This is a genomic window from Parabacteroides sp. APC149_11_2_Y6 (assembly GCF_054506995.1).
Window position 1 is genome coordinate 4,391,249 of the sequence record NZ_CP173709.1, and the last position, 26,336, is coordinate 4,417,584.

Annotated in this window: 25 protein-coding genes; 3 read left to right on the plus strand and 22 right to left on the minus strand. The window is 43.4% G+C overall.

All coding sequences use genetic code 11. The annotated features are described in order from the left end of the window. Nucleotides 1-2: 2 nt before the first annotated feature. The 11 genes from ACGE0T_RS18115 to ACGE0T_RS18165 all read right to left on the minus strand — a co-directional run bounded on the left by ACGE0T_RS18115 (nucleotide 3) and on the right by ACGE0T_RS18165 (nucleotide 10,584). Nucleotides 3-779 carry a UDP-2,3-diacylglucosamine diphosphatase gene (locus ACGE0T_RS18115; RefSeq protein WP_459187980.1) on the minus strand — a complete coding sequence of 259 codons (777 nt, stop codon included), beginning with the start codon at nucleotides 777-779 and terminating at the stop codon, nucleotides 3-5. Further along, on the minus strand, nucleotides 776-1,093 hold the full coding sequence (locus tag ACGE0T_RS18120; protein ID WP_459187981.1) for a metal-sulfur cluster assembly factor: 318 nt from the start codon (nucleotides 1,091-1,093) through the stop codon (nucleotides 776-778). The genes ACGE0T_RS18115 and ACGE0T_RS18120 overlap by 4 nt, the downstream gene beginning before the upstream one ends. A gap of 57 nt (nucleotides 1,094-1,150) precedes the next feature. After that, entirely contained in the window at nucleotides 1,151-1,834 is a 684-nt protein-coding gene (gene radC / locus ACGE0T_RS18125) for a RadC family protein (RefSeq protein WP_459187982.1), read from the minus strand. A gap of 83 nt (nucleotides 1,835-1,917) precedes the next feature. Continuing rightward, the gene (gene efp / locus ACGE0T_RS18130) at nucleotides 1,918-2,481 is read right to left on the minus strand and encodes an elongation factor P (protein WP_459187983.1); all 564 of its coding nucleotides are present in this window, start codon (nucleotides 2,479-2,481) and stop codon (nucleotides 1,918-1,920) included. Between the two features lie 169 nt (nucleotides 2,482-2,650). Beyond that, on the minus strand, nucleotides 2,651-3,349 hold the full coding sequence (locus ACGE0T_RS18135; RefSeq protein WP_459187984.1) for an LrgB family protein: 699 nt from the start codon (nucleotides 3,347-3,349) through the stop codon (nucleotides 2,651-2,653). After that, nucleotides 3,342-3,692, minus strand: coding sequence for a CidA/LrgA family protein (locus ACGE0T_RS18140; RefSeq protein WP_459187985.1), 351 nt, complete (start codon nucleotides 3,690-3,692; stop codon nucleotides 3,342-3,344). Before ACGE0T_RS18140 ends, ACGE0T_RS18135 begins: the two co-directional genes overlap by 8 nt. Nucleotides 3,693-3,777: 85 nt before the next feature. After that, complete coding sequence (locus tag ACGE0T_RS18145) at nucleotides 3,778-4,458, minus strand: DUF2461 domain-containing protein (RefSeq protein WP_459187986.1); 681 nt, start codon at nucleotides 4,456-4,458, stop codon at nucleotides 3,778-3,780. Between the two features lie 34 nt (nucleotides 4,459-4,492). Then, nucleotides 4,493-6,709 (minus strand): patatin-like phospholipase family protein, encoded by a 2,217-nt coding sequence (locus ACGE0T_RS18150; protein WP_459187987.1) that lies wholly within the window; start codon nucleotides 6,707-6,709, stop codon nucleotides 4,493-4,495. An 86-nt stretch (nucleotides 6,710-6,795) separates the two neighbouring features. Next, nucleotides 6,796-8,271 (minus strand): tetratricopeptide repeat protein, encoded by a 1,476-nt coding sequence (locus ACGE0T_RS18155; RefSeq protein ID WP_459187988.1) that lies wholly within the window; start codon nucleotides 8,269-8,271, stop codon nucleotides 6,796-6,798. A 59-nt stretch (nucleotides 8,272-8,330) separates the two neighbouring features. Continuing rightward, a complete protein-coding gene (locus ACGE0T_RS18160; protein WP_459187989.1) occupies nucleotides 8,331-10,205 on the minus strand; it encodes a TonB family protein in 1,875 nt (624 codons plus the stop codon). A gap of 16 nt (nucleotides 10,206-10,221) precedes the next feature. Beyond that, nucleotides 10,222-10,584 carry a BlaI/MecI/CopY family transcriptional regulator gene (locus tag ACGE0T_RS18165; protein ID WP_459187990.1) on the minus strand — a complete coding sequence of 121 codons (363 nt, stop codon included), beginning with the start codon at nucleotides 10,582-10,584 and terminating at the stop codon, nucleotides 10,222-10,224. A 261-nt stretch (nucleotides 10,585-10,845) separates the two neighbouring features. Between ACGE0T_RS18165 and ACGE0T_RS18170 the strand changes: the two genes are divergently transcribed. The 3 genes from ACGE0T_RS18170 to uxaC are packed head-to-tail and all read left to right on the plus strand — an operon-like array spanning nucleotide 10,846 to nucleotide 13,981. Next, nucleotides 10,846-11,889, plus strand: coding sequence for a PfkB family carbohydrate kinase (locus tag ACGE0T_RS18170; protein ID WP_459187991.1), 1,044 nt, complete (start codon nucleotides 10,846-10,848; stop codon nucleotides 11,887-11,889). 14 nt (nucleotides 11,890-11,903) lie between these two features. Next, nucleotides 11,904-12,575 carry a bifunctional 4-hydroxy-2-oxoglutarate aldolase/2-dehydro-3-deoxy-phosphogluconate aldolase gene (locus ACGE0T_RS18175; RefSeq protein WP_459187992.1) on the plus strand — a complete coding sequence of 224 codons (672 nt, stop codon included), beginning with the start codon at nucleotides 11,904-11,906 and terminating at the stop codon, nucleotides 12,573-12,575. Nucleotides 12,576-12,577: 2 nt separating this feature from the next. Continuing rightward, on the plus strand, nucleotides 12,578-13,981 hold the full coding sequence (gene uxaC, locus ACGE0T_RS18180; protein WP_459187993.1) for a glucuronate isomerase: 1,404 nt from the start codon (nucleotides 12,578-12,580) through the stop codon (nucleotides 13,979-13,981). Nucleotides 13,982-14,131: 150 nt separating this feature from the next. Here the strand turns inward: uxaC and ACGE0T_RS18185 are convergent, their stop codons facing one another. The 11 genes from ACGE0T_RS18185 to ACGE0T_RS18235 form a co-directional block, all read right to left on the minus strand. Next, nucleotides 14,132-15,112 (minus strand): tetratricopeptide repeat protein, encoded by a 981-nt coding sequence (locus ACGE0T_RS18185; RefSeq protein ID WP_459187994.1) that lies wholly within the window; start codon nucleotides 15,110-15,112, stop codon nucleotides 14,132-14,134. A gap of 29 nt (nucleotides 15,113-15,141) precedes the next feature. Next, a complete protein-coding gene (locus ACGE0T_RS18190) occupies nucleotides 15,142-15,945 on the minus strand; it encodes a metal ABC transporter permease (RefSeq protein WP_459187995.1) in 804 nt (267 codons plus the stop codon). A 10-nt stretch (nucleotides 15,946-15,955) separates the two neighbouring features. Next, nucleotides 15,956-16,375 carry a phospholipase gene (locus ACGE0T_RS18195; protein WP_459187996.1) on the minus strand — a complete coding sequence of 140 codons (420 nt, stop codon included), beginning with the start codon at nucleotides 16,373-16,375 and terminating at the stop codon, nucleotides 15,956-15,958. Nucleotides 16,376-16,380: 5 nt separating this feature from the next. Further along, nucleotides 16,381-17,601, minus strand: coding sequence for a 3-phosphoshikimate 1-carboxyvinyltransferase (locus ACGE0T_RS18200; protein WP_459187997.1), 1,221 nt, complete (start codon nucleotides 17,599-17,601; stop codon nucleotides 16,381-16,383). 76 nt (nucleotides 17,602-17,677) lie between these two features. Then, nucleotides 17,678-18,565: a hydroxypyruvate isomerase family protein gene (locus ACGE0T_RS18205; protein ID WP_459187998.1), complete on the minus strand. Its 888-nt coding sequence runs from the start codon at nucleotides 18,563-18,565 to the stop codon at nucleotides 17,678-17,680. 53 nt (nucleotides 18,566-18,618) lie between these two features. Beyond that, nucleotides 18,619-19,068, minus strand: a complete 450-nt coding sequence (locus tag ACGE0T_RS18210) for a YqaA family protein (RefSeq protein ID WP_459187999.1) — start codon at nucleotides 19,066-19,068, stop codon at nucleotides 18,619-18,621. Next, on the minus strand, nucleotides 19,053-20,063 hold the full coding sequence (locus tag ACGE0T_RS18215; protein WP_459188000.1) for a hypothetical protein: 1,011 nt from the start codon (nucleotides 20,061-20,063) through the stop codon (nucleotides 19,053-19,055). Before ACGE0T_RS18215 ends, ACGE0T_RS18210 begins: the two co-directional genes overlap by 16 nt. A gap of 146 nt (nucleotides 20,064-20,209) precedes the next feature. Then, a complete protein-coding gene (gene purD / locus ACGE0T_RS18220) occupies nucleotides 20,210-21,481 on the minus strand; it encodes a phosphoribosylamine--glycine ligase (RefSeq protein WP_459188001.1) in 1,272 nt (423 codons plus the stop codon). A gap of 180 nt (nucleotides 21,482-21,661) precedes the next feature. Continuing rightward, complete coding sequence (locus tag ACGE0T_RS18225) at nucleotides 21,662-23,854, minus strand: S9 family peptidase (protein ID WP_459190509.1); 2,193 nt, start codon at nucleotides 23,852-23,854, stop codon at nucleotides 21,662-21,664. Continuing rightward, nucleotides 23,844-25,340 (minus strand): THUMP domain-containing class I SAM-dependent RNA methyltransferase, encoded by a 1,497-nt coding sequence (locus ACGE0T_RS18230; protein WP_459188002.1) that lies wholly within the window; start codon nucleotides 25,338-25,340, stop codon nucleotides 23,844-23,846. Before ACGE0T_RS18230 ends, ACGE0T_RS18225 begins: the two co-directional genes overlap by 11 nt. A gap of 93 nt (nucleotides 25,341-25,433) precedes the next feature. Continuing rightward, the gene (locus ACGE0T_RS18235) at nucleotides 25,434-26,333 is read right to left on the minus strand and encodes a serine O-acetyltransferase (RefSeq protein WP_459188003.1); all 900 of its coding nucleotides are present in this window, start codon (nucleotides 26,331-26,333) and stop codon (nucleotides 25,434-25,436) included. Nucleotides 26,334-26,336: the final 3 nt, after the last annotated feature.

Here is a 26,336-nt window from a genome sequence, read left to right on the forward strand (position 1 = left end):
TCTTATTCCATTTCAAACTGTTCCATAACCAGAGTGTCGCCATCCCATACAATATAAGAAAAATGCTGCATCCAGTCGCCTGCAATAATAAGGCGGGAGGTTCGCGACAACATCAAATCCAGCATGATGTGACGATGGCCGAAAATAAAAAAATTTATATCCGGGTGTGTCTTCAAATAGTCTTTGGCAAACCAGACCATATATTCATTCTTTTCCCCCTGGTATTCCGGTGATTCGCATTCCTTATGCTTCTCCAATCCTTTCTTCCTGCTGCTTAAAGACCAACCCAAAGCAAAACCGAAGGTCCAACGGGGATGGATTCCGGCATATAACCATTGGCAAAATTTATTCCGGAAAACAGCCCGGATTAAACGAAAGCTTTTACTGCGGAAATCCACTTCATCGCCATGTCCAAGGAAAAAACGCTTGCCTAATAAATCGACAGTCAGTGTATCCCGATGGATAATGGCTCCGATTTCTTTAGGAAGGTAATCGAACATCCAAATATCGTGGTTGCCGATAAAGATATGTATTTCAATCCCCAGGTCGGAAAGCTCCGCCAATTTCCCCAGAAACCGGACAAATCCTTTAGGTACTACATATTTATATTCATACCAATAATCGAACATATCCCCCAGAAAGTAGATAGCGGCAGCTTCCTCCTTTATACTGTCCAGCCAGCGCACCAATTTCTTTTCAATCGCCAACGGGTCTTTATGAAACCGGGCTCCCAGATGGGCATCCGAGGCAAAAAATATCTTCTTCCGGGGAAAAATCATAAGAATCCTAATTCTAATTTAGCTTCTTCCGACATCATATCCTTATCCCACTCCGGCTCGAACACCAGATTCACTTCTACATTGTTTACGTCCTGTACCGATTCGACCTTCATTCGGACATCTTCCAGAATAAAGTCGGCTGCCGGACAGTTGGGAGCTGTCAGGGTCATTTCTATAGTAACATTCTTTTCGTCGTCTACTTCTATATTATATATCAGCCCAAGGTCGTATATGTTAACCGGTATTTCCGGATCATAAACGGTTTTAAGCATCGCAACAATTGCTTCTTCTGTCTGGAGAAATTCGTTGTTCATATTCTTCTGTATTTATGTGCAAACTTACTAAATAATTGAGAACTGAGAAAATTCAATTCATTCAATTCGCCCTTCATCTGCATAGCTATAGTAAAGTCCGTCGGAAAGAATGATATGGTCTATCAGTTTTACTTCCAATAGTTTTGCCGCACTGGTCAAACGGGAAGTCAGTATATCATCCTGGCGGCTGGGACGAATGTTTCCCGAGGGATGGTTGTGGCAGAGAATGATACCGGCAGCAAGTTCATTAATTGCAGCTTTCAATATCAGACGCAAATCCGCAGATGTTTCAGCCGTACCTCCCTGGCTGATTTTTATCTTCCCAATCACTTTTGAAGAACGGCTTGTCAGTGCCAACCACAATTCCTCATAAGGCAAATCACAGAGTATTGGATGAAACAAACGGTAAGCATCGCGGCTCGTCCGGATTTCCGTACGACGAAGCGGTTCTGATATACTACGTCGTTTCCCCAATTCCAAAGCGGCTGATATGGCCAAGGCTTTCGCCTGTCCTATCCCCTTAAAACCAACTGTCAGATCTTTGACGGACAATTTACCAAGAGCATTCAGATTGTTATCTACAGAACAAAGTATTCGTTGGGAAAGTTGAACTGCCGTTTCCGTACTATTACCGGAATTTATCAATATGGCTATCAATTCGGCATCACTCAGGGAAGAAACTCCCTTTAGAAGCATTTTTTCACGCGGACGGTCTTCTTCCGCCCATTCTTTTATTTTCATAGTTTTTGGTTTTCAGTAAATGATAAAGGGCAGCCTGAACTGCCCTTTATATAGGATATAATATAAATCTCAAATCAGATAAATTAGCGAACACGTCCTACATAAGAACCGTCCTGTGTATTTACTTCAATGATTTCGCCTTCATTGATAAATAAAGGAACACGCACTTCCGCACCTGTTTCCACTGTAGCCGGTTTCAATGTGTTGGTTGCTGTATCACCTTTAACACCCGGTTCCGTATAAGTAACCTTCAACTGTACTTTAACAGGAACATCTGCAAAAAGAACCGTATCTGTAGAAGCATCGGATACAACATCCACAATCTCTTCTTCTTTCAGGAAATCTACTCCATTAATAAGTTCCTTGTCGATGATAACATCTTCCCATGTTTCCTGGTTCAAGAAATGATAATGTTCGCCTTCGCGGTATGAATATTGATAAGGACGGCGTTCAACACGTACGTCTTCCAGCTTTTCATCGATATTAAAACGACGGTCAAGTATACCACCTTTAACTACGTCTTTCAATTTCGTACGCATGAAAGTATTACCCTTACCCGGTTTTACGTGAAGAAATTCGACGCAGAAATAAAGTTTTCCATCCAGACGGATACAAGTTCCGTTTTTAATGTCTTGTGAATTAATCATATTTTATCTATTTATATTTGATTATTAGTAAGCAGTCTACTGCGATTTCCGGCGGCAAAGGTAATGCATTCTTATTAAAGTAACAAACCACATTCCCGTTTTTTCGATTGAAAGAAGTTGCAAATCAGATTAATATGAGAAAGGAAAGTTGCGGTTATAGAAATACGACTTAAAATAAAGACAATATCAAACTGATAATAGGGACAAGAATTGCTGTCATAATTCCCATAAGACCAATAGCAAGCCCGCTCAAAGCACCTTCCACTGCCCCAATCTGTATGGCCACGGATGTACCGACCCCATGTGAAGACGCTCCTAAAGCCAGTCCTTTTGCAATACGGCTTTCTATTCCTAACACTTTCATGACAAGGGGACCTACAATACTACCGAAAATACCGACAACTACAACTACCACAGCAGTAAGAGAAGGTATTCCGCCCGCTTTTTCAGAAATTCCCATTGCTATCGGGGTAGTTACGGATTTAGGCTGTAAAGTGGCAATCAGAGTTTGATCCGCCCCCATCCATTTCCCGATTAGAATAACGCTGACGATTCCGACTATAGCTCCAACAAATACGGCGGTAAGGATAGACACTACATTTCCTTTCAGATATTGTATCTGTTCAAACAATACATATCCCAAAGCAACGACCGACGGCCCCAACAAAAAGTTAATCAGATGGCTACCCTTCTGGAACGATTCATATTGAACACCCAGCAAGTTTAAAATCAGGATAATAACAAGAATGGAAGTAATCAGGGGATGTAGCAAGCTAATGTGCGTTTTCTTATATAAAGCCAATGCCGCCAGATACACACCGATAACCAATGTCAGGGAGAATACTTCAGTCTGAACTAATTCATGCATGCCGATGTCCCTCCTTTCCCATTTTCTGCTGGACAAGAGCTACGCTGGCTATCACCAGAATCGTACTGATAACCGATACCGTCACAATAATTACCCAATAAGTGGATATAAATCCGAGAGAGTTCATCAATCCCACACCGGCCGGCAAAAAGAATAATCCCATATTATCCGTAAGAAGTGTCGATAATTTTTTCACATTTTCAGGTTTTACTAATTTGAAAGCCAGTGACAAAAATAAAAGGACCATTCCTATCACACTACCCGGAATAAATCCATTGATAAAATAACTGATAAACTCTCCCGTAAAATAAAAGAAGAGAATATAAAATACTTGCTTCAACATGTTTCTTTCTGCGTTTAAAGACGCACAAAGATAGTGTATACGCAGAAAACATGCTCTACAACATATTTAAATAATCGAAAAATATCTAGATGCGCCCTAAATACTCATCCACCGTATAATTTAAGAAACGGTTGAACGGCTGCAATTTCTCAAAACAAGCAACCGACTGGTCCAGCCAATCCGGAGCAGAGAAAAATTCGTCCGGTTTATAAGATGCCACGCTAAAGTCTTTATGACGAAGAATTTCCCCATATTTAAAATCAGAAGGATATCCTACCGGCATTCGCTTTAGCACCTCTCCTTCCATCACCGGATACATGGCTTTAAAAGAAGGTTCTTCCAATATACCGACAAACTCTTCTATATGGTCATAAATATCCTGACGGAGTTTTTTCAACAATGCAGGCGGAGGGCACCATACACCACCCGAAAGCAGGCAATTGCCCGGCTCCAAATGGATATAATATCCACCCCGTTCGCTACCCCGTCCTCCGCAAGAAGCGATATAAGCGGCAAAATGCGTTTTATAGGGTGTCTTATTCGGTGAAAAACGGATGTCACGATAAATCCGGAACAAGCAGTCTTTCGCTTCCAGCCCGGCAATCTCCGGGTCAAACAATGCAATACGGTTAATCAACTGCTGAACTTCATCAATAAAAGCATTGCGAAGTACATCGTAACGAGCTTTATTTTCCTGAAACCATTCCCGGTTATTGTGCTGACTCAATTCTTTTAGGAATTGTATGATTTGTGCATTTGTATTCATATCTGTTACTATTTTGTTATCCTGTAAATATTTATCAAAAAACATATCCAAGGTTCATATAGAACTGGAAATTCTTATTCTGATTAGACATGCTGAAAGTAGCGCTCAACGGACCAAGCAAACTATTATAAGCATACCCAAGGCTTCCACCCCAAACACTTTTTCCTCTGAGCAGATTGAAGAAGTCATTATCGTGTACCCCATAATTACCCACCAAAGAGATGTAGTTACGCCCGGCTATGCGCTGACGCAGTTCCAGGCGGGCTATCACCAACGAGTTATCAAATATTTCCACATGGCTTATACCCGCAAAAGGGAGTTGTTGGGAAAGATAACGCCCGAAGTTTTCTCCTCCCACCGCATTCAGGTAAGGATAGGCAAGATTATTTCCTATCAAAACCCTGCCGTATATCGACGGCAATAAACTCAGATGGGAAGTAAGCGGAACAACCGTCATAAAACTGGCCTTGACTGCCGAGAACGGGGAACCGCCATTATAACCCACAAAATTATCCGTGTACATGGAATATTCAGCCCGTACGGAAACTCCTTTAGTCGGGAAATAACGCCTATCCAGTGTTTCAAAATGCACTAATCCGAAATAACTGAAAAAACCTTCAGGCTTTACCTGATATTTCTGGTTATCCCCTCCTACATATAGGAATGTGTTGTAATCAAAATATTCATACCGTAACCCCACTTTAAACCGGAAACTCAACCAGTTCATATCCGAATAGCCAAACTCGGCAAGATGATGCTTATACGCCGTATTGAAAATCTTACTGCCCTTGTTATAAATATTCAAATCCTGATAAGTGAACTGGTAGGCAAGATTAAAATTGCGGAGAGGCGAACGGTCTATCGCATAATCCAGACGGGCAAAAGAAGTCTTTGCTCCGAGCCTTCCCGTAAAACCCAGTTTATAGTGATTCTGTTTATTAAAGTCAAATGTGGCATTCAGTAAAATACCGATAATTTCTTCCGTGTCAAAACGCAATCCAACGTTCACCGAACTTAAAGTCTTGGGTTCCATTGTTAATACCAAATCCTGCTGATTTTCTCCCGTCAACTTGTAATTGACTGTCGAATACGCATTCGTTCCAATCAATATGGACATGGCACTCTCCAACTTTTTAAGTGTAATGGAGCTATTCGGTTTTAATCCGCAAACCCGCAATAACCATTTTTCATCTTTAGGATCGACTCCGACAAAAGAGATATCACGGATATAAAAGCTATCCGACGGTTGTACCGGGCGATTCATTTTCCGTTTTTGCACCATCTCCGGTTGATAATCATCCGGGATTCCTATCTTTTTCTTTAGAGCTATGATTTCGTCCCATTTCCCCCGTGCTTCCCGTTCACCCCTTACCATCAGAGAATCGAGGGCGGAATTATTGAAGTTGGTAAAACTGTACGCTTCCACATCCGGACGGAAAAGTAAATCGGTCCGCTCCTTATTGCGGGCATATTTATCATAGCCATACAATGCTACGATCTGGGTAACGACATCTATAGGAGAATTTAGCTTATCTGCTCCATGTAAATCATTCGAAGTCAAATCTACGCCAATAATGATGTCCGCGCCCATTTCCAGCGCCACATCCACCGGATAGTTATTATTCAGCCCTCCGTCTACCAGCACCATACTATCCAGCCGGACAGGATTCAAGGCTGCGGGAATCGCCATACTGGCACGCATTGCCACAGGAAGGCTTCCTTTATGGAATACATACTCTTTTCCGGTTACCAAATCAACGGAAACACAGGCGTAAGGAATATTAAACGAATTAAAATCGACGGAATCGTGATAACCGATGGTCAGATTAGAAAATAGGTTTTGCAAATTCTGCCCCTTTATCACTCCCTTTATAATGCGGTCTTTTTTGGATATTCCAAACGGTAAGGAAAGAATGTACCGTTCCGAATTTTCTTTTTCCGGGAAAAACTGGGTATTCCGTTTCACACGATCGCTTAATAGAAGTTCCCAGTCCTGCTCATCCACCATCTTTTCGATTTCTGCCGGACTATACCCTATAGCATATAATCCGCCGACAATAGACCCAATACTGGTACCAGTTACAATATCAATCGGAATGCCAGCTTCCTCCAATACTTTCAACACCCCGATATGCGCCATACCTCTTGCACCTCCGCCGCCCAATACAACAGCAACCTTTTTACGTTGTCCGGTCATCACCGACGGATACAACATAATCAACATAAACAAAAAGCACAGAACCCTTTTCATCTTTCATGTATTTGCAGCAAAAATACACGGTTTCAATGAAACTAACAATTAATTACAGCGAAATGAAAAAGGTAAGTATCACCTGTTTATTGCACTTTATCTCCTCCATCGGGCTCCCCTACCTGCTTTTCAATCGTATCCAGTAATTTGTGCTGCATCTCCTCCTCTTTCTCCGGTTCCATAGGTAACTGGTCGACTAAAGTGCGCAAATCGATTACGGAAATTTTACTTTTCTTGCCATCCGGGGCCGTCATTGTCAAATCGTCCTCTCCCCGGAAAAAGGCGTCTTCGCACATATATTCAAGAAATGTGCGGTAAGCGTAGAATTGTTTCGGAAGACGTCTGGTCGTCAGGCATTCTTTCAGAAAAAGGTTCTTAATAAACAAAGCACGCTCCCTCTCCGCATCGTCCGGATAAGCCCGTCCCGAATTAGGATAACGCATATCTATTTTGAACAGCAAATCCAAGCGTTCCTTGTTCTTCTGCCATGCTCTATAAAATAGCAGGTCCGCTTCATGTGTCCTGCCATCCCGGTACAACGTCTCCCCACGTGCGGTTAATAAAAGATTTGCCAATGCTTCATTTGGTTGCATCAGTATTTCTGCACGGTCCAGCAGTTCATATGCCCGTTTCCGGTCGTACGTTTTCCCCAAGGCTGCACCTAACAGCAGATTTGTTTCCACATCTGTCGTATCCTTGCCATAGGCTTCTTCAAGCAAAGGGATGGAGTTCATAGCCAGACCGGACAAATATTTGGAAGCGCCTCCGTACTTTAGAGTCAGGAAGGAAGAATCGCCGGCAGCCAACAAACAGGAATAGACTGAATCTGCTTGCTTATACGAACGGTTCATATAAAAAGCAATTGCTTTGCTTCGCTGGAGTGAGCGGTTATCCGGACTATAATACAATGCCGTATCGCAGATAGCCAGCGCATCCGATATATTAGGTCCTCCCAAACGAAGCAGCGTATTAACCAATGTATTTGCCAGTCCGGCATTCTCCCGGTTTACATCATATGCTTTGAAATAGCAGATTGTTGCAGACGGAAATGCATTCATCTTCATATAGCAATCACCCAGATTGGCATATATCGTGGGATTTACAGTCAGAGTATCCTGATCTCTCAGCACAACATATTGGTCTATTGCTTTTTCATAATCGCCCAATTGATAATACAGGCGTGCCAATTGATAATTTGCATAAAAATTCGTACTGTCCTGACTCAATACTTTCCGAAAACTGTTTTCAGCCACAGAAGCTTTCCCCAGACTCATTGCCGTACGGGCTACAGCATTCAATGCTTCGATATTCAGAGTATCCAAAGATAAACATTGCCGATAACAGTTATAAGCCTCCTTATACTTTAGCAGCCCTTCGTAAGCCTGGCCTATTGCCGACATCTTCGAATAATCGGCAGAATCCGCTGCCGTAAGATTTCTTGCGTTTTCAATAACCGCCGCAAACTGCTTCTTATTGACCAACTCCTGAAAAGACACATTTTGCGCCTGCCCCAAAACGGACAGTACGCAAAATATGAATAATATCGAAAACTTACATTTCATAACAGCAGACGTATTTATATTGTAGTAACCTACAAATTTAAAAGAATCCTGCAATAAGATTACTGTCCGGCCTTTTTTTCTGCAGCTTTATATTTCTTCAAATCAAAAGTTATAGGAACCGTATACTTTACAGCCACATCATGTCCACGCTGCTGTCCGGGTTTCCAATTGGGCATTGCATTCAATATCCGGATCGCTTCCCGGTCTAACGATGGGTCTATACCACGGATCACTTCAATATCAGCAATAGAACCATCTTTCTTTATCACGAAAGAACAAGTTACACGTCCTTGAATACCGTTTTCCTGTGCAATAACCGGATATTTCATGGATTTGGCAAGGTATTGCAACAAAGCCTCCTGACCGCCTGGAAATTCCGGCATTTTTTCCACTACGGTAAATGTCCGGTCATAATTTACAGGCTCTGATTTTGAATTGTTACTTTTTGCTGCCGTTTTTTTATCCCCACCAAAAGTAATCGGGACCGTGTATTTTACAGCCACATCATGCCCGCTTTGCTTTCCCGGTGTCCATTTAGGCATCAGGCCCAACACCCGTATGGCTTCTGCGTCCAGTTCCGGATCAACGCCACGCATTATCTCTATATTGCCAATCGAGCCATCTTTCCCTACCACAAAAGAACAGATTACCCTTCCTTTTATTCCTTTTGCCTTTGCTGCTTCCGGATATTTTACATTATCCTGCAAAAAATTAATTAAGGCATCTTGTCCACCCGGGAATTGCGGCATTACTTCCACCACTCCAAATACCCGTTCTTCCACAGGAAGCTGCACTAACTGGATTTTCATGTTCTCTTTCACATCCCTTACTGCAATTTCCCGCTTCTGCAAACCCATTTCCGAGATTTCAAGGGTCGCATCTACCGGAGCAGTCAACATAAAAATTCCGTCATTATCTGTAATCGTCCCTGTTGTAGTTCCTTTAATTACGACATTCGCGCCCGCTACCGGATGACCCATGTAATCGATTACCAATGCCGAAACCTTCAGATTATCTTTTTGCTGGGGAAGTATATTTTCCGTAATACGTGCCACTGCATCTATATTGCTTAGCAACATCAGGAAAGCAAAAAATGGTACCACTGCGAGATATTTAGCACGTCCTATACCCCGTGAGCGTTTTTTATTCATCATACTAATTCTGTTTTTAATGTGTAATACATTGAAACTGTTATACAAAACGGCATCAGACCTGTCCGTATGCGCCAGTCCCAATAAATGATACTGATAGCTTCTGCTATCGTATCCGGATTCCAAAACCGTGTCGTCCGCAAGATATTCGAGATTGTGCCGGACTTCTCTCTTCAGAAGCCATACAAAAGGATTCACCCAGCAAACAATACAAATCAGCTCACAGATAACCACATCGATAGAATGCCACTGGAGGGCATGAGTTCGTTCATGTGTCAGAATTTCATCAATTTCTTTTTCCGAATGGCTTTCCGGATGAAGAAATATCAGCTTAAAAAAAGAAAAGGGACCCGTCGGTCTATTTAGTATGTGTACCGGTACTCCATGAATATGGATAAGATGCGTGTTGCGGGCAAGCAAAAGGATGCTGCCCAACTGAGTGAGAAAACGAATCAACAATAAAACCACCCCGCTGCAATAAAGCCAGAACAAACCGGAAAGAACCGTACTTTGCCAATCCGTCTCGACTGCCGCTTCGGGGGCGACACTGACCTCCGGCAAAATGGCTGAATATACCTGGATAACTCCAACCATCGGTTCTTGTTCCTTCACCCAATCCTGTATGTTCATCAGGGGATAAAGCAACGACAGACCGAAAAATACCAGCAGGATGGTACGGCGCAATTTAAAGAAGGTATCCTTATAAAAGAATAACCGATAGAAGGCATATAAGAGCACAAAGGCTACATTGACCTTCATAAAATAGGCTAATTCCGGCGTCATGGTATGATACGTTTAATTATTCCCGACCTTTTTCAATCATATGGATAATTTCTTTCAAATCATCCGTTGAGATTTTCTGCTCCTTCGCGAAGAAGGAAACCATTTCCTTGTAGGAGTTTTCAAAATAATTATGAACCACTCCACTCATAAAAGTACGCTTATACTCCGGTTCGTCTATAATCGGGGTATATTCGTATGTATTTCCATAGCGTTTTGCCTTCACGTACTTTTTACGTTCCAGATTCTTCACTACCGAAGCGATGGTTGTATAAGGGGGTTTAGGCTCATCATACAAGGCAAGAATGTCTTTTATAAAACAGGGGGCTGCCTGCCATATGCACCGCATTACTTCTTCTTCTTGAATTGTTAATCTTTCCATATCCTATTATTAAATTACGACTCTATCGCAAAATTACGAAACATTCGTAAATAAGCAAGGAGCAATGAGTTAATTTACATTAACAATATATTTCCTGCTGATACTGCCGGACTAAGGTTCTTAACGCAAGCTAATGCTTTCCTCTTCTCTTACCATTTATAAACCATTCACGACACAATAAGCATGTTTTCGTACACACATAAGAAGTATTTAGAAATAAACTTCTATTTTTGTAGACAGAATACTTTATAAACCATATACATGGAAAAGAAAATTGTAACCTTCGGAGAAATCATGCTCAGACTCGCCACACCTGATTACCTTCGTTTCTGCCAATGCGACAAATTCAGTGCCACATTTGGAGGCGGAGAAGCTAATGTTGCCGTATCCCTGGCTAACTTTGGTATCCGGACGGAGTTCGTAACCAGATTACCCCAAAACGATATTGCCCGTGCTTGTGTGATGGACTTACATAAATATGGTGTTGGGACTTCCCACATTATCTATGGAGGCGAACGCATGGGTATTTATTTTTTGGAAACCGGAGCAGTGGCTCGTCCCGGCAAAGTGGTATACGACCGTGCCCATTCAGCCATTTCCGAAATACAGCCTGGAATGATAAACTGGGAAGAAGTGCTTGAAGATGCTTCTTTTTTCCACTGGACAGGTATCACTCCTGCCATTTCACAAGGCGCAGCAGACGCTTGCATGGAAGCCATCCGGACTGCCAACCGTATAGGAGTTCCCGTTTCCTGCGATTTGAACTTCCGCAAGAACCTGTGGAAATATGGTAAAAAAGCAGCAGAAATCATGCCGGAACTAGTTGCAGGATGCGATATTATCCTCGGGAACGAAGAAGATGCGGAGAAAGTATTCGGTATCAAACCGGAAGGTTTTGATGTGGCACATACAGAAGGGCAAGTAAACGCCGCGGAATTTGAATCCGTATGCAAACAACTGATGGCAAAATTTCCCCGTGCGAAAAAAGTGATTATCACTCTGCGCGGCTCCGTCAATGCCAATCATAATACTTGGGGAGGCGTATTATATGCCGGAGGTAAATTATACCAATCCCGCCGTTACGACATCACCCATATTGTAGACCGCGTAGGTGGTGGCGACTCATTTATGGGGGGACTGCTTTACGGGCTGCTGGCATATCCTGACAATGACCCAAAAGCGCTTGATTTTGCCGTAGCCGCTTCCTGCCTGAAACACACTATTTATGGTGACTTCAACCAGGTGACTGTAGAAGAAGTAGAAAAATTAATGGGAGGCGATGCTTCCGGTCGTGTGTCTCGATAAACAGAAAAAGAAATATGGCAAGATTCAACAAAATACAAACATTATCCGCCATCGCCCGTACCGGCATGGTCCCTGTATATTACCATAAAGAGATTGAAGTGGCAAAACAGGTTGTCAAAGCCTGTTATGAAGGAGGTGTCCGTGCTTTTGAATTTACCAATCGCGGAGACTTCGCCCATGAAGTGTTTGCTGAACTCAGCAAGTTTGCCGCTAAAGAATGCCCCGAACTGATATTGGGCGCAGGTTCTATTATCGATGCCCCCACAGCTGCCTTGTATTTGCAACTGGGAGCCAATTTTATTGTAGGACCGCTATTCAACCCTGATATTGCCAAAGTATGCAACCGCCGGCTGGTTCCTTACACTCCTGGCTGCGGCTCTGTTTCTGAAATAGGTTTTGCACAGGAAGCCGGTTGCGATTTATGTAAAATATTCCCTGCCGGAAACGTCGGGGGACCCTCTTTTGTAAAAAATATCAAAGCCCCAATGCCCTGGGCTATGATTATGGCAACCGGAGCAGTGGAACCCACCGAAGAGAACCTGTCCGCCTGGTTCAAAGCCGGCGTAACCTGTGTAGGTATGGGGTCCAAACTTTTCCCTAAAGAAGCTATTGAGACTAAAAACTGGAAAGTCATTACCCAGCTTTGCAGTGATACACTATCTATTATTAATAAATATAACGGATGACCATGAAAAAATTTCTTGATTCTAATTTTCTGTTGCAGTCGGATACGGCACAGCAGTTGTATCACGACCATGCGGCGAAAATGCCGATTATCGACTACCATTGCCATCTGGATCCACGCCAGATAGCAGAGAACCACCAGTTTGCCGACCTTACGGAAATCTGGTTGGGTGGCGACCATTACAAATGGCGCGCCATGCGTGCCAACGGTGTTTCGGAAGCTTACATCACCGGAAACAAATCTTCTTATGAGAAATTCGAAAAATGGGTGGATACCATCCAACATGCGATGCGGAATCCACTATACCACTGGACCCACCTCGAATTAAGCCGTATTTTCGGTATCGACAAAGTATTAAATCCTTCCACGGCACGCGAAATCTATGAAGAATGTTCTGCCAAACTGCAAACGCCCGAATTTCGTGCACAGGCCATCATGGAACGGATGAAGGTGGAAGTGGTTTGTACAACTGACGATCCTATCGACAGCCTTGAATATCACACTGCTATACGGAACAGCGGATTAAAAATCAAAGTATATCCTACCTGGAGACCGGATAAGGCAATGGCGATCGAGAATCTGCGTCCCTATAATGAGTACCTGATGAAACTCTCTGCCGCTTCGGGTATCACCATCCTGACTTTTGCCGATCTGGTAGAAGCCCTGCAACGCCGCCACGACTTCTTTGCTTCACAAGGATGTACCCTTGCCGACCACGGATTGAGTACCTTCTACGCCGAGCCGTATACCGACGAAGAGATAGAATCCATCTTCCTCAGAATCCGCATGAAAAAGGAACTGACTAAAAAGGAAGTAAATAAATTCCGTTCTGCCATATTATATGAACTGGCAGCCATGAATGCCCGCAGCAATTGGGTACAGCAATTCCATATCGGCGCTACCCGCAATAACAATGCGCGTATGTTCCGGGAACTTGGTCCGGATTCCGGTTTTGATGCCATAGGCGATGCTCCGATGGCAGTCCCAATGAGCCGTTTCCTGAGCCGTCTGGATGAAAACAATCTGCTGGCAAAATCAATCTTTTACAATCTGAATCCTCGTGACAACGACATGATGATGAGCACCATATACAGTTTCAACGACGGTTCCGTGCCGGGCAAGATACAATACGGTGCGGCATGGTGGTTCCTCGACCAGATCAACGGAATGGAAAATCAACTCAATTCCCTATCGAATCTGGGCCTACTGAGCCGTTTCGTAGGAATGCTTACGGATTCCCGCAGTTTCCTGTCGTATCCACGTCATGAATATTTCCGCCGTATTTTATGTAATATACTTGGAAGAGAAGTGGAGAATGGTGAATTACCTGCATCCGAACTGCCTTTTATCGGAAAAATGGTAGAAGACATAAGCTATAATAACGCAAAAGAATATTTCAGGTTCTAATTACTGCAAAAGAGATAAAACTAAGTAGTTTTAAAGCTTCCCCTTTCAAGAGGGGCAGGGGGTGTGTGATATTCCCGACCATCCTTGTACCATCCTTTTCCCTGTTTCACACACCCCCTAATTCCAGTTCCCCTTTAGTGCACGAATCGATTAATCGTAATTTTTCCCAAAGAATACGATATATTTTTCTAATAAATATCTACCGGATTTTAAGAGATGATAATTGTATTCTGATGCCGGAAGCCGACAAACATCCGGCCCTACCATGTTGAACAAATCACCTCCGAAAAAAAGCTCTTTACAATAGTTTTTTGCTTCATTATAATCGGAAAAACCACGTACAACCAATATTTCTTTTGAATCCACCATCTCAAAACCGGCATCCAACTCTTTATCCTCAAAATGTGTAAAGTTATAGGTAGCCAGCGTAAACAACAATCGGTTCTTGTCCATTTTTTCCGGTAAATAAACCAACAGCAAACAAAAAGGGACATCCGTAGTTGCCTTAAACAGCGTATCATTACTGTTTACAGTTACAGAGCAATCAGGAGACATGCGAATATGGGTATCCCAAATTCCTTGTGTAACTCCTCCTGCAAATCCGGCAAGACATGTATCTATCTCCGGAACGGACTGCTTTTCTGCATAGCATCGGGTACGCCACAGGCGGGCTTCTTTTGCAATCCTTGTTTTTTTCGGATAATAGCGAATAATATAAGCAAATGTACGGATAGCTTGCCGGATATCACCCTTATAATACTGAGCCTGCCCCATAAGCATCCAACAGTTCTTCAAGAAAGGATTATACTCCTGTTGCTCGTACCATGCACATTGTTTGGGATTCTTACGCCATCCTGCTTTCCGAGCAGGCTTTACTGTAATAGAATGACTAAGGATGGCATTCCTGCACTTCCCGATTACCGTATCAAATAAAGCACTTGTATTACCGTGCAGACTGTCCTGACGGATACGCACTGCCTCATCAAAAAGCTCCCGGGCATGGTAATACGTATTATAACGGGTATTCAGGGCATGGTAGAAACGGCTTGTAGCAGTATTATCACGCACACTACATGCTCCCAAAAGGGAAATGACAGATAATAACAGAGCAATATAAAAGTTCTTCTTCATTTCAACGCCAGACGGATGATTCTATCCTACTAACGTTTACAGAGTGCTTTTATTGCCTTTACTGCTAAAAAGAAAACAACTAAAACCAGGATAATGAAGGCACCGGACGGTACATTCAGGAAATAAGAGAGGACCAGGCCTGCAACACATCCCAGGAAACCGATGGCTATACTCCCCCAGATAATCTTCTTAAAGTCTGAGGTGAAAAGGTTTACCGTAATCTGAGGCAATGTAAGCAAACTCATCAGTAGCATAATTCCAACCAGGCGGATGGAAAGGACAATCGTTACAGCGATAAAAAACATCATCATATATTCAATAGCCTTTACCGGAAGATGCTGGGTAACAGCAAAATCCCGATCGAAAGCCACATAGACAATACTACGCAAAAATAAGGAAAATATGATGACCAGAACAAGGGCAAGCCCAGCTATCCAAAGAATATCGCCTGTAGAAATAGTCAGGATATTCCCGAACAGGTAAGCAGATAAATTAGGAGCATATCCGGGAGTCAGAAAAATAAAAATGACCCCCAATGCCATACCCAGCGACCAGATACCGGCTATAGCCGAATCTTCACGGATATTCTGCGTTTTGCTTACCCACTCAACCCCAAATGCAGAGAGTACAGAAAACGCCATCGCCATCAATATAGGATTTAATCCGAGAAAGAAACCAAGTCCCAACCCACCGAAAGAAGCATGCGTAATCCCCCCGCTGATAAAAACCAGCCGACGCGACACGATATATGTACCTACAATACCACAAGCAATTGCCGTAAGCAAGCTTCCCAACAGGGCATGTTGGAAAAAACTATATTGTAATAAATCCATCTTCTTATTTTTAATGTATACGGCGTTCGCCAACAATCAGGAACGCTTCATCTTTAAGGGCATCCGGCAGATTTATACCACGAAGCTGTAAACTTCTGAGCCAACCGGCAACCTCCACCTCTTTCAATGTATAAAGGACCTCACTAAACTCGCTTATGGCATCTTCGTCATAAGCATCAGCTTCGACACCTTGAAAACGGTCTAATTCTTCATCTTCGTAATAATCTATTTTCTTACTTACGGCAGCAAGCAAGCTATCCCGCTCGCAGGTTTCATGCTGGCCGCAGCAAACTTCGGGTATTTCCTGGGCTTCGGGTATCTCACTGATCTCTCCCCGTTCCAGCATTTTCTGGAGCTTCCGGTTACGGATATAACCGGCTATAGCTGCAACAATACCCAACAGTACAATTCCTAAAACAATATACCACATAATCCTTAACCTATTATAAAACCTGCCGCCTTCAGATCATCCCAATAACGGGGGTAACTTTTTGTAACAACTTCCGGGTGGGCTATCTCTATTCCTTCCGGGCGAACCAATGCAGCCGGAGCAAAAGCCATTGCCATCCGATGGTCTTCGTATGTTGCTATGACCGGATTGTCCTCCGGTTCACAACGTTCTCCGTTCCATTCAAGAATGCTGTCATTACTGTCTGTTAATATATAGCCCAACTTACTAAGTTCTGTCTTCAAGGCTACTATCCGGTCGGTTTCCTTTATCTTCAAACTTTGCAATCCAGTAAACCTGAAGGGAATATTTAAGAACACGCAAGTCACTACAAAAGTTTGAGCCAAATCCGGTTCGTTTACAAAATTATAAACCAGTTTCTTTGCCAGATTCCCCGTCCGCTTCAATACGACGCCACGATCCGTAAAAGTAGTACCGACACCCAGTTGGGCAAATAATTTTGCTCCGGCAGCATCGCCCTGCAAACTATTTTTAAATAAACCGGATAATTCGATTTCCGCATTTTTGGAAAGCGCCATCATGGAATACCAGTAGGAAGCTGCACTCCAGTCCGATTCCACTGTAAAACGAATCGGATTATATTCTTGAGGCTGAACTTTAATAACTTGTCCGTTCCATTCCGCTTTCACCCCGAACAATTCCATCAATTGCAGGGTAAGATGGATATAAGGTTTGGAAATAATATTTCCTTCCAGAGACAATGTCAAACCGTTTTCCATTAACGGGGCTATCATCAGGAGAGCTGATATATACTGGGAACTTACCCCTCCGGACAAAGAGATTTCACCTCCCTGCAAAGCACTTCCGAAAATACGGAGAGGGGGATATCCTTCCCTATCCATATATTCCACTTTGCCTCCGAGTGCATTCAATGCATCCACCAAGATTTTGATAGGGCGGTTCTTCATCCGTTCGGTCCCGGTTATTGTCCATTCGCCTACGACTTTCGAAAGAAAAGCCGTCAAGAAACGCATCGCCGTACCTGCCGCTTTAATATCAAAATCACGGGCATTCGAATTGAGGGCTTTTACCATCACCTCCGTATCGTCGCAGTCCGATAAATTCTGTATCTCATAAGGACTGTAACTAAGGGCATTCAATATCAATGCCCGGTTAGATATACTTTTGGAAGCCGGAAGCTGGACTGATGCTTTCAGCAAAGCCGGGCCTTTTATCAGGTAGTTCATCTTATTCACATTAAATGGAGTACAAAAATACGGATTTTATTCCGAATTATACTAATCAGCCCGGCTACCTACGGGCTTATACGTCACAAATGCGGATGCATTTTTCAAGTGAAGCGATTTTATCTTCCTGTCTCGGAACAAACTCCTGTCCGACAAAACCTTTATAGCCGGTTTCCACAATAGCTTTCATGATGGCAGGATAATACAGTTCCTGCGTTTCATCGATTTCCGCCCTGCCCGGGTTACCTCCCGTATGGATATGCGAAAAGAAAGGATGATATTTACGAATCGTATCGATAATATTGCCTTCCATAATCTGCATATGGTAAATATCGTAAAGCAGCTTGAAATTAGGAGAACCTATACGGCGGCATAATTCAGCGCCCCAAACAGTATGGTCGCAAAGGTAATCTTTATGCCCGACGCTGTTCAGAAGCTCCATTGTCAGTACGACATTATACTTCTCGGCAATCGGAGTGATACGTTTAAGCCCTTTCTCGCAGTTCTCCCAGCCTTGCAGGTCGGTTACACCGTTGCGGCGACCGGAAAAGCAAATCAGATTGGTCAGACCGGCTTCAGCTACCATCGGTATCACTTTTTCGTAACTTGCCACCAACTCATCATGCAGGCTTACATCATTGAAACCGCGGTCGATGCCTAATCCGGCTCCCTGTGCCATTGCCACTGTCAATCCATGACTTTGGACAACCGGCCAGTCCTGAGGATCGAGTAATTCAACAGACTGAATACCTATGCGTTTGCAAATCTCACAAAATTCGCCTAATTCATAATCTCCAAAGCACCATTTACTAACAGAATGGCGTATATTCCCTTTCAAAGGTTCCGGGGAGGCGGCCACTTTTTTCTTTTTAGCCGGAGCTGCGGCTTCCAAGCCGGATACTGCCATAGCTGCACTTCCAGCCAATACGGTCTTAAGAGCGGTTCTTCTCGAAATGTTTTTCATGTTGTATAGTTTTATAATGATAAATGATTTTTCAATAACAGCGAGGATTGCTTTTAAAGCATCTGTTGCACTTTATATACAAACTCCATCCAAATCCAATACCTCAACGCTTTACCCAGGAACATAGAGATAGCCACAATCCAGACATTCCCCCGAAGAAAACCTAAAGCAACAGCAATAAAATCACCGATACCGGGAAGGAATACAAAAAATGCCATCCACGAGCCTTTATCTTTAATCCAATCCTGCACTTTCTGTAACTTTGCAGCATCCAGTTTCAGATATTTCTCTATCCATTCCACCTTTCCGAGCATTCCCAGCCAGTAACAACTCATCCCACCCAGGAAATTACCAATAGAAGCGGCAATCATACAAGGCCAATAGGATGCCCCAGCCAATAATACACCGGTCAGCACAACTTCGCTGCTAAAAGGCAAAATAGTTGCTGCAAGAAAAGATGCTATAAAAACACCTATATATCCATATTCTATAAGAAATTCCATAAACGTATAAATAATAAAGCAATAAACAGGACTAATGTTGCATAAAACGACCAGAAAACCACTTTTCCCCGTGCTACCGTAAAAAAGTGGGCTACCAATATCGAGACTGGAATACAAGCGGTTTCCAGAAGCTCTTCCGAAACCTGCTCATACAAGAAATAAAGCCCGAACGCCCAGATTGCCATTAATATCAAAAAGAAAAGGTATTGGCGGGAACGCAAAGAATCCTCATATTCATGTGTTAATATATTAATTGAGGCAACTACCGTAAGCAGGAGCATAATTGCAATGCTTATCCAGTTTACCGTAGCAATACCGCCGATAGAAAGTAGACGAACTTTAAACAGCAAAGGAAATACTTGCGTAAAAGGGGTATAATCCTGTTGCCAGACACACCACCCCAACTGAAACCAGTAGACCGTACCCACTCCTAACAAAGAAGCAATAAAAGTACGGGGTGTCAACGAACGAAAATTATACATTCCGACCCACAACAGAGGCAAAAACCAAAGCAGGTGTATCCAGAGAAGGCTTCCTACCCCTACCAGCAACGCCGCATTATAGGCTTCAGCCCTCGTTTCCGGGTCATGATAGGTAAGAAACAACTGGTAAAGTGCCAATATCAGGCAAAAAACGCCTAATGAGGTTGATTTCAGAGGAAAAAAGTCCGGGTTCGTGCTTATAAATAATACATAAAAGAGGAAAGGCAACATCGTTTTCTCCCGGATCAATGCCAGCGCATAATTGGCACGATGCAAGAGGAACGCCCCTCCGAACATCAGTACCATACCGATCATATAAGTAAATGCCTTCCCCGGCAAAATCCGGCAAATGGCATTCCACAAGGGGGTAGACGAAACCTCACCATAAACCGGATACCCTACGGAATAAATATAACTCACCACCCAACACACCATACATGCCAACAATGCGGGCAGGAATGTTGAAAGATTAGAAAACCTGGACTTCCGGCTATAATTACTGTATGAAGCCATAGCAGTTGACAGTTGACAGTTGACAAGTGACAGTTAAAATACAAACTGCCTTTGTCAACGGACAACTGCCCTATTTATTTTATTTCTAATTATTAAATCTATTTCTCTTCAAACTGTCAACTGTCACTTGTCAACTGTTACCTTGTTCAGAGGTCAAATCCGATATCCCGACGGAAATATTTCTTTTCAAAATCAATCGTTTTTGCTCCGGCGAAAGATTGAGCCAATGCTTCTTCTTTAGTTGCACCATAAGAACTGACAGCAATTACACGTCCGCCATTCGTAAGAATTTGTCCGTTAGCGGATTTTGTCCCGGCATGAAACAGGATATTATCGGATGAAACATGCTCCAAACCGGTGATAATTTTTCCTTTTTCATACGCCTCGGGATATCCGCCGCTAACCAACATAACCGTAACAGCAGCACGCGGATCTTCCTTCAATACACGGCTACCGAGGTTTCCTTCGGCAACACCTTCCAATAAATCAACCAGGTCGCTCTGGATACGAAGCATGACCACTTCGGTTTCCGGGTCTCCCATACGGCAGTTATATTCGATAACCATCGGCTCATTCTTCACGTTAATCAATCCGAGGAAGATAAAACCTTTGTAATCTATATTTTCTGCTTTCAGGCCCTCCACAGTCGGGCGAATAATACGTTCGTCCACTTTGGCCATAAACACATCGTCTGCAAACGGAACCGGTGAAACGGCTCCCATACCTCCGGTATTCAAACCTGTATTTCCTTCGCCGATACGTTTGTAGTCTTTAGCAACGGGAAGCACCTTATAATCAGCGCCGTCCGTCATTACGAATACAGAACATTCGATACCATCCAGAAATTCTTCAATAACGACAGTCTTGCTGGCATCACCGAACATTCCTCCTAACATATCGCCTAATTCTTTTTTTGCTTCCTCCAACATATCAAGGATTAAAACGCCTTTACCGGCAGCCAGACCATCCGCCTTCAATACATACGGAGCCTGTAACTCTTCCAGAAAAGCATATCCTTCCTGCAAATTTTCTGCCGAGATGCTTTTATACCGTGCAGTCGGAATAGCATGCCGCATCATAAATGCTTTTGCAAAATCCTTGCTTCCTTCCAACTGGGCGCCTTCTTTAGACGGGCCTATAACAGGTATTCCTGCCAGTGCCACATCATTCTTAAAGAAATCATACACGCCCTTCACCAATGGGTCTTCCGGGCCTACCACAACCATATTAACCTGGTTTGCCAATACAAAATCCTTAATTGCAGCAAAATCATCCGCTTTTATATCGACATTGGTTCCGGCAAAAGCAGTTCCTGCATTTCCGGGCGCAATAAATAACTTGTCCACTTTCGGACTCTGTGCTATTTTCCAGGCTATCGCATGTTCACGGCCGCCTGAGCCTAATAGTAGTATGTTCATCTTTTTTAGGTGACAGTTGACAAGTGACAGTTGACAGTTAAAATACAAACTGTCCCTATCAATCGGCAACTGCCTTTTTTATGGTTATTACTTTTTATCTTTCTTGTCTCCTTATTTCTCTCTCTTGTATTTCACTCTTTCCCCCTGACTGTCAACTATCACTTGTCAACTGCCAACTGCTTAAAGATTATCGTCAAAGTAACGTGTAATCTTTTCAAACAAATGCGGGCGGTCTTTACCGGTTACATTGTGTACATGACGGGGATATACAAAATAATCCGGATAAGTATCGGCATCTACACAAGCTTTCAGGAAGCCCAGACTATGCTGCCATACGACAACCGGGTCTATATCACCATGTATCAGCATCAGACGGCCTTTCAAGTTTCCGGCTTTCAGCTTCAGGTTGGCATTCTTATACCCTTCGGGATTATCCTGCGGACGGTCCATATAGCGTTCGCCATACATAATCTCGTAGTTACTCCAGTCGATAACCGGACCACCGGCTACACCTACCTTGAAGATTTCAGGATATGAGCACATCAGGTTAGTTGTCATAAAACCGCCATAGCTCCAACCATCCACCCCAATACGGTCAGCATCTACATAAGGCAGAGACTTTAAGAACTCGACACCTTTCACCTGGTCTGCCATTTCATTAACCCCCAGGTTACGGTGGATTACACTTTCAAAAGCATGTCCACGGTTTGCAGAACCACGGCTATCCACAGTAAACATTACATAGCCGCGCTGAGCCATATAGATATCCCAACCTCCGGCACCGTTCAGCCAGCCTCCCGTTACCAATTGGGCATGAGGCCCTCCATATACATAAACGACTACCGGATATTTTTTACTTTCATCCAATCCCACCGGTTTAATCAGACGGTAGTTCAGGTCTGTTACACCATCTGCCGCCTTAATAGTTCCGGTTACAATCTCCGGAACAGCATAGCCTTCATACGGATTTTTCGCAGTCAGCAGGGTATTTAATTTCTTTCCTTTATTGGTTTCCAACAAACTGATTTCACGGGGAACAGATGGAGAAGCATACGTATCCAACAAATACTTACCGGAAGTGCTCAGCTTTGCATTATGTATGCCTGCCAGTTCCGGATTTGCTCCTAAACATAAGCTATTTCCTTTTTTCAGATTTATTTTCCAAACATTGATAGCCAAAGGAGTTCCGACAGTAGACGAACTCAGCGGATGTGGCTGGGTAGAAGTTATAAAGAGATTTTCACCTTTGGCATCAAAACCCAAAACATCCATCACCACCCATTCTCCTTTGGTTAGCTGTTTCAACAGCTTTCCTTCGGTATTATAGAGGTATAAATGCTGATAGCCGTCCCGCTCACTCTGCCAGATAAATTTTTCAGGGTCATTCGGAAGGAATACAACCGGATGTTGCGGTTCAACATAATGCTCATCCGTTTCCGTAAACAACTCCGCTTCTTTTTCACCTGTGAGAGCTGAATAACGCACCAGATGCATTTCATTCTGGTCGCGATTCAACTCGGCAATATAGATACTTTTCTCATCCGGGCTCCAAGCGATATTCGTCAGATACTTTTCTTTTGGAAGGCCTGTATTCAACCAAACGGTCTGGCCGGACGACAAATTATAAACTCCTACTGTAACTTCATGGCTCTTCATTCCTGCCATCGGATACTTATGAGGCTCGGCCTTGGCACAACGTACATCGATATTTACAAAAGGATAGTCTGTCACCATGCTTTCATCCATACGGTAAAAAGCCAGAGCCGAACCCTTCGGCGACCAGAATGTACCTTTATGGATACCGAACTCGTTCTGGTGGACGGATTTACCGCAAACAACTCCGCTTGCCGTTTCACGAGTAACCACACCTACGGTATTATCCGGAGAAAGTACCTGCAAGTTATTTCCTTCTGTGAACGCAAGATAACCGTTTGCCGGGCAAAAATCATAATTACCCCATCCGTTTGTCAAATGATAATCGGCTACCACTTTATTTTCCTTATAATTATAATGGATACGGTGCCGTTTCGAATAAAAAGCCAAAACAGGCTGGTCCTTATACGGTACCGAGAAATAAGGCATACTGCCTACTGTTTCCAATCCGGCTGCCTTCAATGCCCCGTTTAATTGTTCACGGGTAAATGCCACAGTTTCTTTTCGGGCAGCTTCGCCACTCATCATACTATCGCCCTTAGCATACAGGTAGGTATCACCACACCACGACAATTGCTTTAAATTACGGGGAACAAAACGGCTGTTATTCTTGCCTCCCGGTATCAAATCATGCAGCGTGAATTGTTTGTCCTGTGCCATGCCCGACAATATATTAGAAAGGGAAAATACACCCAGCAACAATAAAAACTTAATCTTCATAGCCGCCTCTCTCCCTTTTCTTAAACGGCTTTTTAAACGGGTGATCGCTTTTTTTGTCAAACTTCTCAAACTTTTTCTTTTTGTTAAAAGAATCATCATCATCTTCATAACGCATCTTTCCCGCATGTTTACGCAGTTTTCCCGGAGCAAAAGCTGCACGTTCCTCTTCATCGTTGCTATGAGCGGCAGCAAAACGGCGTTCAGGACGGTCGGACTTAAAGCCGGGACGATCCGAGTTGAAGCTCTGACGGTCTGTTTTAAATCCAGGACGTTCTCTCCGGTCATTATCTCTGCGTTCAAAGGATGCAGGTCTTTCCACTTCACCCTCATTCAAAGCCTTCTTATAATCTTTATTCTTTCCTTCGAAGATTTCATAACAACGGTATTCGCATTCCAATGAGCCGTTCATCAGTTTTACCCGGTCGCTGGGCCGCAAACCGATTTTATCGAAACATTCATCCTTATAACTCAAAATCCACACGGTATAACCTACGAATACATGTTTCATCCGTTCGCCAATCATACCATACAGGCCTAACAGGTCGCGCGAAGAAAGACGTTCGCCATAAGGTGGATTCGTTACCATAATACCCGGCTGGGGAGCTTCGGCAAACTGCTGGAACGGCATAGCCTTCAATTCGATATATTTCATCAAACCGGCACCCCGGACATTCTTTTCTGCAATTTCGATTGCTGCCGGATTAATATCGGAACCATAACATTTAAACTTGAATTCCCTCTCCTGGCTCTCATCATTATAGATACGGTCGAACAGTTCCTGGTCGAAATCTATCCATTTTTCAAAAGCGAACTCTTTACGATAAACACCCGGAGCGATATTCAGGGCGATCATTGCCGCTTCAATCAGCAACGTACCGGAACCACACATCGGGTCTACGAAATTAGATTCACCTTTCCAGCCGGTCTTCAATATCATACCGGCAGCCAGCACTTCATTTAGGGGAGCTTCGGTCTGTTCCGCCCGGTAACCGCGTTTATGAAGGCTCTCACCGGAACTGTCGATAGAAAGTGTACAATCATTATGCGAGATATGGATATTGATATACAGGTCCGGATTATTTACACGGACGGAAGGGCGTTTGCCGAATTTTTCCATGAAATAGTCTACAATCGCATCTTTCGTACGGTATGCCACAAATTTGGAGTGGTTGAAATCATCGGAATAGATTACAGAGTCTATTGCGAAAGTTTTATCCTGGGCGATATAGTCTTCCCATGCTACTTTCTTCACCTCCTTATAGACAGTGTCGGCATCCTTTGCTTTGAAGTGATAGATAGGTTTAAGGATACGCAATGCCGTACGGCAATAGAAGTTGGCTTTGTAAAGCACTTCCTTATCTCCTGTAAAAGACACCATTCGGCGACCAATCTGAATATCGTTGGCACCTAAAGGTAATAATTCGCCGGCCAGTATTTCTTCCAACCCGTAAAGGGTTTTGGCCACCATTTCAAATGTCTCGCTCATTTTAATTGACAATAGACAATAGGCAACCGGCAATTCGTGCCTGTAGGTAAAATAGCAGTTGTCCCATTGTTGATTATTAATTGAATGTTAATATTAATATTTCTGATCTTGTTGTGTTCGTATCTCCCCGGCGGGAACATCCTCGGTAATCCAGACGTTACCACAAATCGTGGCGCCTTTACCTACATGAATCCTGCCCAGCAGAGTGGCGTTAGAATAAACCGTAACATAATCGTCCAGTATCGGATGGCGTGCCACCCCCCGTATCGCATTCCCGTTTTCATCCGGCGGAAGTTTCTCTCCGGCAAGGCTGACTCCTTGGAAAATACGGACATGATTGCCTATCACACTTGTTTCCCCAATCACAGTACCCGTACCATGGTCGATAGAGAAATAATATCCGATTTGTGCCCCGGGATGAATGTCGATACCCGTTTCCGAATGTGCCATTTCAGTAATCATACGTGGGATGAAAGGGACACCCAGCAAGTATAGCTGATGTGCAATACGGTAGTTGCAAATAGCCCGGAAACCGGGATAACAGAATATGACTTCATTGATATTACAAGCAGCAGGGTCTCCGTTAAATGCAGCCTCGGCATCTGTTGCCAACAGGCTGCGCATCTCCGGCAGGGTCGCTATAAAGGCTTCCGAAAGAGCTTCCGCCTCTGTATAGATTTTTTCCTCGGGACAGGAAGTACAGGATGTATCGGCAAAACACAAACCTGCATAAATCTGCCGGGAAAGTAAAGTATGGAGTGTTTCTATATTCACTCCTGTATGAAAACGGATTGTTTGCTGGCTGATACGTGCATTCCCATAATAGCCCGGAAACAGGATGGCCCGGCATAAGTCTATGATTTCTTTCAGAACTTCACCGGAAGGCAGTGCTTCTTCGTCCCGATAGGCATGAAACAACTGCTTATACGAACATTCGTCCGATAGCTTTTCAACTGTTTCATTCAGCACCCTGCTATGCTTTTGCAATCCCATTAT